9 protein-coding genes and 1 pseudogene are annotated in these 9,657 nt (G+C 66.7%); 2 read left to right on the top strand and 8 right to left on the bottom strand.

The window, feature by feature from the left end:
- Positions 1 to 186, top strand: a pseudogene (locus VLK61_RS01035) (branched-chain amino acid ABC transporter substrate-binding protein); the annotation flags it as partial.
- Here the strand turns inward: VLK61_RS01035 and VLK61_RS01030 are convergent.
- From VLK61_RS01030 to VLK61_RS01005, 6 genes are all read right to left on the bottom strand, one after another.
- Positions 187 to 411: a formate dehydrogenase subunit delta gene (locus VLK61_RS01030; protein ID WP_325417376.1), complete on the bottom strand. Its 225-nt coding sequence runs from the start codon at positions 409 to 411 to the stop codon at positions 187 to 189.
- Positions 401 to 1,258: a formate dehydrogenase accessory sulfurtransferase FdhD gene (gene fdhD / locus VLK61_RS01025; RefSeq protein WP_325417380.1), complete on the bottom strand. Its 858-nt coding sequence runs from the start codon at positions 1,256 to 1,258 to the stop codon at positions 401 to 403. The genes VLK61_RS01030 and fdhD overlap by 11 nt, the downstream gene beginning before the upstream one ends.
- Before the next feature lie 20 nt (positions 1,259 to 1,278).
- Positions 1,279 to 4,152: a formate dehydrogenase subunit alpha gene (fdhF, locus tag VLK61_RS01020; RefSeq protein ID WP_325417374.1), complete on the bottom strand. Its 2,874-nt coding sequence runs from the start codon at positions 4,150 to 4,152 to the stop codon at positions 1,279 to 1,281.
- Positions 4,153 to 4,164: 12 nt separating this feature from the next.
- Entirely contained in the window at positions 4,165 to 5,751 is a 1,587-nt protein-coding gene (locus VLK61_RS01015) for a formate dehydrogenase beta subunit (protein WP_325417372.1), read from the bottom strand.
- Positions 5,748 to 6,287: a formate dehydrogenase subunit gamma gene (locus tag VLK61_RS01010; RefSeq protein ID WP_325417370.1), complete on the bottom strand. Its 540-nt coding sequence runs from the start codon at positions 6,285 to 6,287 to the stop codon at positions 5,748 to 5,750. The genes VLK61_RS01015 and VLK61_RS01010 overlap by 4 nt, the downstream gene beginning before the upstream one ends.
- 235 nt (positions 6,288 to 6,522) lie before the next feature.
- On the bottom strand, positions 6,523 to 7,461 hold the full coding sequence (locus VLK61_RS01005) for a LysR family transcriptional regulator (RefSeq protein ID WP_325417369.1): 939 nt from the start codon (positions 7,459 to 7,461) through the stop codon (positions 6,523 to 6,525).
- Positions 7,462 to 7,526: 65 nt separating this feature from the next.
- Here VLK61_RS01005 and VLK61_RS01000 point away from each other — a divergent pair, with 65 nt between their 5' ends.
- Complete coding sequence (locus tag VLK61_RS01000) at positions 7,527 to 8,465, top strand: LysR family transcriptional regulator (protein WP_325417378.1); 939 nt, start codon at positions 7,527 to 7,529, stop codon at positions 8,463 to 8,465.
- Positions 8,466 to 8,498: 33 nt separating this feature from the next.
- On the opposite strand, the gene VLK61_RS00995 is transcribed toward VLK61_RS01000, so the two are convergent.
- Together VLK61_RS00995 and VLK61_RS00990 are read right to left on the bottom strand one after the other, a co-directional pair.
- The gene (locus tag VLK61_RS00995) at positions 8,499 to 9,125 is read right to left on the bottom strand and encodes a LysE family translocator (protein ID WP_325417368.1); all 627 of its coding nucleotides are present in this window, start codon (positions 9,123 to 9,125) and stop codon (positions 8,499 to 8,501) included.
- A gap of 51 nt (positions 9,126 to 9,176) precedes the next feature.
- On the bottom strand, positions 9,177 to 9,653 hold the full coding sequence (locus VLK61_RS00990; RefSeq protein ID WP_325417367.1) for a hypothetical protein: 477 nt from the start codon (positions 9,651 to 9,653) through the stop codon (positions 9,177 to 9,179).
- Positions 9,654 to 9,657 lie beyond the last annotated feature (4 nt).

Genomic DNA, 9,657 nt, shown 5'->3' with positions numbered 1-9,657 from the left:
CTGCGCGCGATCGACTCGGTCGACGCCAAGCTGCTGCGCGACAAGCTGCGCACGATCGACGGCAATGCGCCGGTGACCAGCCACATGCGCTTCAATGCCGCGGGTGAACAGGCCTATGGCACGGTGACGGTGTACAAGCGCCGCAGCGGCGACTGGGAACCGCAGATGCGTTCGGATAAGTGGTGATCAGTTCAGCAAGGCGCGGTGCTGGCGGATCGCCTCGGCAACGAGACCGTTGAGATCGTCTTCGCCGCCGGCGTCGACATGCTCGAGCAGCTGTCGGCGCATGCGCGGCTCCCAGAAGCGCTTCAGGTGCATCGCGGCGTTTTCCAGCGCCTCGGGGCGATCGGGCATCGCTTCGAAGAACGCGCCGATCTGGTTGGCCATGCGGACCAGCGATTCAATGTGCATGTCGTGCCTCGGGGTTGGACGGGTCGAGTGCCAGGCGTTCGGCGTGGCAGTACACGGCCAGGTCCTGCTGGCGTGCGAAGCCGATCAGCGTGAGCTTGGCGCGCTGCGCGGTGGCCACCGCGAACGAGGTTGGGGCCGACACCGCGGCGAGCAGCGGCACACCGGCCATCGCGGTTTTCTGCACCATCTCGAAACTCGCGCGGCTGGTCACCGCGATGAAGCCGCTGGCCGCATCCACGCCGTTGCCGGCCAATGCGCCGATCAGCTTGTCCAGCGCGTTGTGGCGGCCCACGTCTTCACGCAGCCACTTCACCTCACCCTGCGCCGAACACCAGGCCGCGGCGTGCACCGCGCCGGTGGCTTGCTGCAAGGTCTGCAGTTCGCGGAACTGGCCCATCGCATCAGCAATCCCCTGGCGGCTGAAGGGTTCGCCGGCGGAGCTCAGCTGCGGCAGATCACGGCTGACATGCGCCAGGCTTTCCGTGCCGCACAAGCCACAGCCGGTGCGGCCGGTCATCGAACGGCGGCGCTCCTTCAGCCGCGCGAAGGCCGAGCTGGCCACACGCAGGTGCAGCGTGATGCCCAGTTCGCTGGGCTCTTCGTCCACCGCATACAGCTGCTGCGCACTGTCCAGGATGCCTTCGCTGAGTGAAAAGCCCAGCGCGAACTCTTCCAGGTCCAGCGGCGTCGCCAGCATCACCGCATGCGAGATGCCGTTGTATTCCAGCGCCACCGGCACCTCTTCGGCCACCCAGTCCTGCGCCGCATAGCGCTGGCCGGCGCGCACGCCGCGCACCGGCAGCGACATCGCGCCTTCGCAGAAGTCGGGCGGACCCTTCTCGTCCATGGTCAGCACCATCGTCGTGTTCATTTGGCCGGCACCGCTTCACCGGCCTGCGCCGCATCCAGCAAATCCTGCTGCACCCTGTTGAAGCGGCTGTACTCCTGCTGCCAGGCAGACGGCTGCATCACCGGCATCACCTGCACCGCCGTCACCTTGTATTCGGGGCAGTTGGTGGCCCAGTCGGAGTTGTCGGTGGTGATGACGTTGGCGCCCGATTCCGGGAAGTGGAAGGTCGTATAGACAACCCCCGGCTGCATGCGATCGGACACCACTGCGCGCAGCACCGTCTCGCCGGCGCGGCTGTGGATGCCGACCCAATCGTCCGTCTTGATGCCACGTTCCTCGGCATCGTGCGGGTGGATCTCCAGCCGGTCCTCGCTGTGCCATTCGTTGTTCGGCGTGCGCCGCGTCTGAGCGCCGACGTTGTACTGCGACAGGATGCGCCCTGTCGTCAGCAGCAGCGGGAACTTGCGCGTCACCTTCTCGTCGGTGGGCACGTACTGGGTGATGATGAACTTGCCCTTGCCGCGCACGAAGGTATCGATGTGCATCGTCGGCGTGCCTTCGGGCGCTTCGTCGTTGCAGGGCCACTGGATGCTGCCCAGCTTCTCGATCTTCTTGTAGCTGACACTGTGGAAGCTGGGCGTCAGCGCGGCGATCTCGGCCATGATCGCTTCGGGATTCTTGTAGTTCATCGGGTAGCCCAGCGCATTGGCGAGCTTGACGGTCACTTCCCAATCGGCGAGTCCGGCCTTCGGCGGCATGACCTTGCGCACCCGCGAGATGCGGCGCTCGGCATTCGTGAAGGTGCCGTCCTTTTCCAGGAACGACGAGCCCGGCAGGAAGACATGCGCGTACTTCGCGGTCTCGTTGAGGAACAGGTCCTGCACCACCACGCATTCCATCGCCATCATCGCGGCGGCCACATGCTGGGTGTTGGGGTCGGACTGCACGATGTCCTCGCCCTCGCAATACAGGCCCTTGAAGCTGCCGCCCAGCGCCGCGTCGAACATGTTCGGGATGCGCAGGCCCGGCTCGGGGTTGATCTGCACGCCCCAGGCGGCTTCGAATGAAGCCCGTGCCGTGGCGTCGGACACGTGACGGTAGCCCGGCAACTCATGCGGGAACGAGCCCATGTCGCAGGAGCCCTGCACATTGTTCTGGCCGCGCAGCGGGTTCACACCCACGCCTTCACGGCCGACGTTGCCGGTGGCCATCGCCAGGTTGGCGATGCCCATCACCATCGTCGAGCCCTGGCTGTGTTCGGTGACGCCCAGGCCGTAGTAGATGGCGCCGTTGCCGGCCGTGGCGTACAGCCGTGCGGCGGCGCGCAACTGGTCCGCCGGCACACCCGTGTAGGCGGCCATGGCTTCGGGGGAGTTCTCGGCACGCGAGACGAACTCGCGCCATTCGCCGAAGGACTTGGCCTCGCAACGCTCGGCCACGTAGTCTTCGCGGATCAAGCTTTCGGTGGCGATGACATGCGCCATCGCGGTGATCACCGCGACATTGGTGCCGGGCTTCAGCTGCAGATGGTGCTCGGCGCGGATGTGCGGCGAGTTGACGATGTCGATGCGCCGCGGGTCGACGACGATCAGTTTCGCCCCTTCACGCAAGCGCTTCTTCATGCGCGACGCAAACACCGGGTGGCCATCGGTCGGGTTCGCGCCGATGACCACGATCACGTCAGCCTTCTCCACCGACTTGAAGGTCTGCGTGCCGGCCGACTCGCCCAGCGTCTGCTTCAGTCCATAGCCGGTGGGTGAATGGCAGACCCGGGCGCAGGTGTCGACGTTGTTGTTGCCGAAGCCGGCGCGCACGAGCTTCTGCACCAGGTAGGTTTCTTCATTCGTGCAACGCGACGAGGTGATGCCACCGATTGAATCCCGGCCGTACTTGGCTTGCAGGCGCTTGAACTCGCCGGCCGCGTAGTTGATCGCTTCGTCCCAGCTGACTTCCTGCCACGGATCGGTGATCTTGGCGCGGATCATCGGCTTCAACATGCGGTCGGTATGAGTGGCATAGCCCCAGGCGAAGCGGCCCTTGACACACGAGTGGCCTTCATTGGCCGCGCCGTCCTTCCACGGCACCATGCGCACGACTTCGTTGCCCTTCATCTCGGCCTTGAAGCCGCAACCCACGCCGCAATAGGCGCAGGTGGTGATCACGCTGTGCTCGGGCTGGCCCAGCCAGATGACCGACTTCTCTTGCAGCGTCGCGGTCGGGCAGGCTTCGACGCAGGCGCCGCAGCTGACGCACTCCGATTCCATGAACGGCTGGTCCTGCCCCGGCGACACGCGGGACTCGAAACCGCGCCCGCTGATCGTCAGCGCAAACGTGCCCTGGGTTTCTTCGCAGGCGCGCACGCAGCGGTTGCAGACGATGCACTTGCTCGGGTCGTAGGTGAAGTACGGGTTCGATTCATCCTTCTTCGAATCGCAGTGGTGCGCGCCGGCCGCCGCGCCGACACCGTAGCGCACGTTGCGCAATCCAGTGACGCCGGCCATGTCCTGCAATTCGCAGTTGCCGTTGGCGCTGCAGGTCAGGCAATCCAGCGGATGGTCGCTGATGTAGAGCTCCATCACGCCCTTGCGCAAGTCCTGCAGCTTGGGGCTTTGCGTGCGCACCTTCATGCCGGCTTCGGCCGGCGTGGTGCAGGACGCGGGGTAGCCACGGCGACCTTCGATCTCCACCAGGCACAGCCGGCAGGAGCCGAAGGGTTCCAGGCTGTCGGTGGCGCAGAGCTTGGGCACCTTGATGCCGGCATCCACGGCCGCGCGCATCAGCGAGGTGCCCTTGGGCACGGTGACCATTTCGCCGTCGATCTCCAGCGTGACTTCCTGGTCGGATTCACGCCGTGGCGTGCCGTAGTCGGTTTCTTTGAGGTGGTCGAGCATGGTGTTCTCCGTTCAGGCGGCCGCTGGGTCGGGCACAGCGTCCGCACCGGACGCTTCGCGCCCGGGAGCAAGACCGAAGTCCTGCGGGAAATGGTTCAGGGCGGACAGCACCGGGAACGGCGTCATGCCGCCCATCGCGCACAGCGAGCCGTGCACCATCGTGTCGCAGAGGTCGCGCAGCAGAATCACCTGCTGCGGCCGGTTGTGGTTCGCGCGGATCCTGTCGATCACCTCGACACCGCGGGTCGAGCCGATGCGGCAGGGCGTGCACTTGCCGCAGGATTCGAGCGCGCAGAACTCCATCGCGTAGCGCGCCAGCTGCGACAGATCGGCCGTGTCGTCGTGCACGACGATGCCGCCATGGCCCACCGTCGCGCCCACCGCGGCGAAGGCCTCGTAGTCCAGCGGCAGGTCGAACTGCGACTCGGGCACATAGGCGCCGAGCGGCCCGCCGACCTGCACCGCCTTGATCGGCCGGCCCGTGCGTGTGCCGCCGCCGTAGTCGTACAGCAGTTCACGCAGGGTCACACCGAAGGCGCGCTCCACCAGGCCACCGTGCTTGATATTGCCGGCCAACTGCATCGGCAGCGTGCCGCGCGAGCGGCCCATGCCGTAGTCCTTATAGTAAGCGGCCCCCTGGGCCAGGATGATGGGCACGCTGGCCAGCGTGATGACGTTGTTGATCAGCGTCGGCTGGCCGAACAGGCCGGTGATGGCTGGCAGCGGCGGCTTCGCGCGCACGATGCCGCGCTTGCCTTCCAGGCTTTCGAGCAGCGCGGTTTCTTCACCGCAGACGTAGGAGCCCGCGCCCTTGCGCACTTGCAGCGAAAAGCGCTGGCCACTGCCCAGGATGTTGTCGCCGAGGAAGCCGGCCAGCTCAGCGCGTTGAATCGCCTCGTTCAGCGTGGCGATCGCATGCGGGTACTCCGAGCGCACATAGACATAGCCCTGCGTCGCGCCGCAGCCCAGGCCGGCGATGGTCATGCCCTCGATCAGCATGAACGGGTCGCCCTCCATCGTCATGCGGTCGGAGAAGGTGCCCGAATCGCCTTCGTCGGCATTGCAGACGATGTACTTCTGCGCAGCTTGCGTGCCGGCCACCGTCTTCCACTTGATGCCCGCCGGAAAGGCTGCACCGCCGCGGCCGCGCAGGCCGGAATCCAGCACCTGCTGCACGATGTCGGCCGGCGCCATCGCCAGCGCGCGGCGCAGGCCGGCGAAGCCTTCATGCGCTTCATAGTCGGGGATCGACACCGGATCGGTGATGCCCATGCGGGCGAAGGTCAGCCGCTGCTGGTTCTTCAGGTACGGGATCTCCTCGGTCAGGCCCAGGTTCAGCGCGTGGGCACCGCCGTGCAGGAAATCCGCATCGAAGAGGCTGGCCACATCGGCCACCGTCACCGGGCCATACGCGATGCGGCCGGTGGGCGTGGCCACCTCCACCAGCGGCTCCAGCCAGAACAGACCGCGGGAGCCGTTGCGCACCAGCTGGATGTCGGCGCCGCGCGCCGACGCTTCCTGTGCGATGCGGCGCGCGACGCGTTCGGCGCCGGCGGCCAGCGCGGCCGAATCGCGGGGGACGTAGACCGTGATGCTCATGCGGCCCTCCGTTGCGCGCCGCAGGCTTCGGCCATCAGTTCATCGAACAACTCGGGTGTCACCCGCGCATGCAATTCGTCATCGATCGCGATGGCCGGTGAGGACGCGCACAGGCCCAGGCAGTACGCCGCTTCCAGCGTCACCTGCCCATCACGCGACGTGCCGTGTAGCCCGCAACCCAGTTGATCTTTTGCATGCGCCAGCAAGGCCTCGGCGCCCATCGCCTGGCAGGCCTCGGCGCGGCAGATCTGCAGCACATGCTGCGCGGCAGGCTGGCTGCGGAAGTGGTGGTAGTAGGTGATCACGCCATGCACTTCGGCGCGCGAGAGGTTCAGCGCAAAGGCGATCTCGGGCACCACCTCGGCCGGCACGTGGCCCAGCGCGTCCTGCACACCGTGCAGGATCGGCAGCAGGGCACCGGGTTCGTCGGCATGCTGCGCGATCACCGTGCGCACTGTTGCCAGCAGCTCCGGCGAAGGCAACTTGTTCACAGCCGGGCCGGCCGCCTTGATCGTGATGCCCTGAAGCGCTGACATGCGGGTCTCCTTCGTTGACGCAGCACTCGCGTGATGCGAGCCGCAGTGTCAGCAACGAGACCCAACCGGTCCAATTTCTTCGATGAATCGGGCAATGCGATCGGGAAATGAAACGGCGCGCACGACGCATGAACCGGTGCAACCCAGCGCACGCCGCGGATCCGGCTCCGCCTGGTCCGCAGGCGTGGCCCCCTTGAGGGGGAGGCCGCGCCAGCGCCTCGGGGGTGGGCCTATTTCACCCCGCGCAGGCGTGCTGCCGCGCCTGCTGCAGCCAGTCGGCCTCTTGCGCCATGACCAGCGCCGCGGCCAGCGTGCGCGACGGCAGGTTGCTGTCATGCACCATGAAGGCCACCGGCACCTGCACCTGCGGCGCCATCAGCGGCACGGCTTCCAGGCCGGCATAACCCTGCACGGCACCGACGAGCGTGCCGGGCATGATGCTGCAGACATTGCCAGCCAGCACACTGAGCCCCAGCGTCAGGATCGAATTGGTTTCGATCGCCGCGGTGGCGCTGGCGCCGGCTGCCTTGAAGGCCCGATCGACGATGCTGCGGTTGTGCATCTCCGGGCTCAGCAGGCACAGCGGCAACTCGGCGGCATCGCTCCAGCGCATCGGCAGCGCCATCCGCAGGCCAGGGACCTGCGGGTCGGCCGCCTTGCGCAGCAGGAAGTAATGTTCGTCGTACTGCGGTACCAGCTTCAGCGGCGCACGGCTGCCTTCACTGCGCTCGGCATAACCCAGGCCCATGTCCAGCGCCAGTTCTTCCAGCCGCGCTTCCAGTTCGACCGAGCTCATCGATCGCACGGAAGGCCGGATACCGGGGTGGCGGGCCTGCAGGCGTGCGGCAAAGCGAGCGGCGATCGGCACGGCGGTGGGCACCGCGCCGATCAGCAAGTGGCCGACCGGCTCATCGGCGCGGCTGCGCAGGTCCTGCTCCAGCAGTTCCTGTTCGCGCAGCATGCGCCGCGCGCTGGCCAGGATGCGCTCCCCTTCAGCCGTGAATCCACCGAAGCTGCGGCCGCGATTGACGATGGCCGTGCCGTAACTCTCTTCCAGCGCCCGCAAGGCATTCGACAAGGCCGGCTGCGTGACATGGCAGGCCAGTGCCGCGCGGCCGAAATGCCGGTGGTCGTCGAGTGCGACCAGGTACTTGAGCGAGACGAACAGGTTCATCGGCGGTGATGTGCAGTGAGAGCGGCACTGTACGATGACGCGTTACCCCGGTGCTCCAACCCCCGATGAAGAACGCGACGCTGCGCCAGTTGAAGGTTTTCGAAGCCGTCGCCCGGCACCTGAGTTTTTCGCGCGCCGCTGAAGAATTGCACCTGACGCAGCCGGCCGTGTCGACTCAGGTGCGCAAGCTCGAAGAACACGCCGGCAACGTGCTGTTCGAGCAGTTCGGCAAGAAGGTCTACCTCACGCCGGCCGGCAGTGAACTGCTGCAGATCAGCCGCACGATCATCCAGCAGTTCGAAGCGGCGGAGGCCGCGATGGCGCAGTTCCAGGGCATCTCGGGCGGCAAGCTCAATGTCGGCGTGATCAGCGCTGGCGACTACTTCTTTCCGCGCCTGCTGGTGGAGTTCGCCAGCCGCCATCCCGGCGTCAGCCTGAACTTCACGGTGCACAACCGCGAAGGCCTGCTGACGCACATTGCCGAGAACCTGACCGACCTGGCGATCATGGTGCGGCCACCCTCGGACCTGGACACGACGAATCAGCCGTTTGCGCCCCACCCCTACGTGATCGTCGCGGCGGCGAATCATCCGCTGTGCGTCGAACGCCAGATCAGCATGAGCCGGCTGATGCGCGAGCCCTTTGTCGTGCGCGAACGCGGCTCGGACACGTCCAACTCGATGGAAGAAGGCTTCGGCGGCGACCTGGGCGACATGCGCATCGCGATGGAAATCCGCAGCACCGAAACCATCAAGCAGGCAGTGATCGCCGGCATGGGCGTGAGCTTCCTGTCGGCCCACACCATCAGCCAGGAACTGCGGGCCGGCGCGCTGCAGGTGCTGGACGTGCAGGGCTTTCCGCTGATGCTGAACTGGTACGTGGTGCACCGCCGCACCAAGCGCCTGCCGCCGGTGGCGCAGGCCTTCAAGGACTTCCTGCTCGCCGACGGCGCGGCGCTGATCGCGCAGATCGTGCCGTTCAATCCGCCCGGTCAAGGCGCCTGAGCGCAACGCGGACACACACGCTGCGTCAGCCGATCACGCCGCGCGCTTGGCCAGCAGCGCCCAGACGCCGGCCACCGACAGCAGCGAGCCCCCGGCCAAATTGAAGCGCCGTTGCGCGCGCGGCGAGGCCAGCAGCCGGCTCGCCGAGGCCGCGAACACTGCATACAGCGTGGCGTTCAGCGTGGCCATCACGACGAAGGTGCTGGCCAGCAGCCACAGCTGCGGAGCGACAGCCGCATCGGGCTGGATGAACTGCGGCAGGAAGGCGACGAAGAAGATGATGCCCTTGGGGTTGAGCGCCGTCACCAGCCAGGTGTTGGCGAACAGGCGCCAGCGCGAACCCGGCACCTTCGGTGCCGCCAGATCACTGCGCGACACGCCCGCACGCAGCAGCTTGATGCCCAGGTAGATCAGGTACAGCCCACCAGCCCACTTGACCGCGGTGAACCAGAAGGCCGATGTGGCCAGCAGCGCGCCCAGCCCCAGCAGCGATAGCACCAGGGCCGTCGAGTCGCCCAGTGCGACAGCCGCGATCAGCGGCACGTTGGCACGCCGGCCGTGGGCCATCGAGTAGCTGATGACCGTCAGGATGGTCGGCCCGGGAATGATCAGCAGCACCGCCGACGCGGCAACAAAGGCCAGCCAGAGTGAAAAAGACATCAGAAGCGTCCTTGTGAGCCTAGCGCCCGAAATGCGCGGCAGCGAACGGCCTCATGCCGCCGCCTCGCTGAGCTGGATGGCCTTGCCGCCGCCGAAGCCGTCGTGCACCTGCAGCAGCGTGGGCAGCGGGTAGCGCCAGCCGCCGGCCTTCCACCAGCATTCGGCGAACCAGGCGCTCAAGGCCTGGGCGATGAGATCCAGGCCGCCGAAGTCCTCATCGGTGTAGTAGCGCTCGTCGAACTCGTCGAGGCCGTCCAGGCCCAGCGGCAATTCCATCGAGCGGCCGGGGAACAGGCTGGTATCGCTCGAATCCACGCGGTTGTTCGCTCCCTGGTAGTAGATCCACACCGCGCTCTGGTGCGGGTCGTCTTCGCCGACGAAGATCTGCACCTCCGCGCTGCGAATGTCGGCGTGCAGCGGCAAGGCCAGCTGCGCCGCCACGGCGGCAATGGCGGGGCGCGACAAGCGCTCCAGGCAGCGCTGGTAGCGTTCGCGAAACTGCGCCGGCTTCAGGCGAAACGGGATCATGCGG

It is taken from the genome of Aquabacterium sp., assembly GCF_035476535.1.
Taxonomy (GTDB): Bacteria; Pseudomonadota; Gammaproteobacteria; order Burkholderiales; family Burkholderiaceae_C; genus Pseudaquabacterium.
Note: the sequence above shows the minus strand (reverse complement) of the source record. Positions and strands in the feature narration are given on the sequence as shown.

Coding starts and splice junctions, on each gene's coding strand:
- fdhF (WP_325417374.1), bottom strand. CDS start 4,152: ATGCTCGACCACCTCAAAGAAACCGACTACGGCACGCCACGGCGTGAA.
- VLK61_RS01010 (WP_325417370.1), bottom strand. CDS start 6,287: ATGTCAGCGCTTCAGGGCATCACGATCAAGGCGGCCGGCCCGGCTGTG.
- fdhD (WP_325417380.1), bottom strand. CDS start 1,258: ATGGACGAGAAGGGTCCGCCCGACTTCTGCGAAGGCGCGATGTCGCTG.
- VLK61_RS00990 (WP_325417367.1), bottom strand. CDS start 9,653: ATGATCCCGTTTCGCCTGAAGCCGGCGCAGTTTCGCGAACGCTACCAG.
- VLK61_RS01030 (WP_325417376.1), bottom strand. CDS start 411: ATGCACATTGAATCGCTGGTCCGCATGGCCAACCAGATCGGCGCGTTC.
- VLK61_RS01015 (WP_325417372.1), bottom strand. CDS start 5,751: ATGAGCATCACGGTCTACGTCCCCCGCGATTCGGCCGCGCTGGCCGCC.
- VLK61_RS01005 (WP_325417369.1), bottom strand. CDS start 7,461: ATGAACCTGTTCGTCTCGCTCAAGTACCTGGTCGCACTCGACGACCAC.
- VLK61_RS00995 (WP_325417368.1), bottom strand. CDS start 9,125: ATGTCTTTTTCACTCTGGCTGGCCTTTGTTGCCGCGTCGGCGGTGCTG.
- VLK61_RS01000 (WP_325417378.1), top strand. CDS start 7,527: ATGAAGAACGCGACGCTGCGCCAGTTGAAGGTTTTCGAAGCCGTCGCC.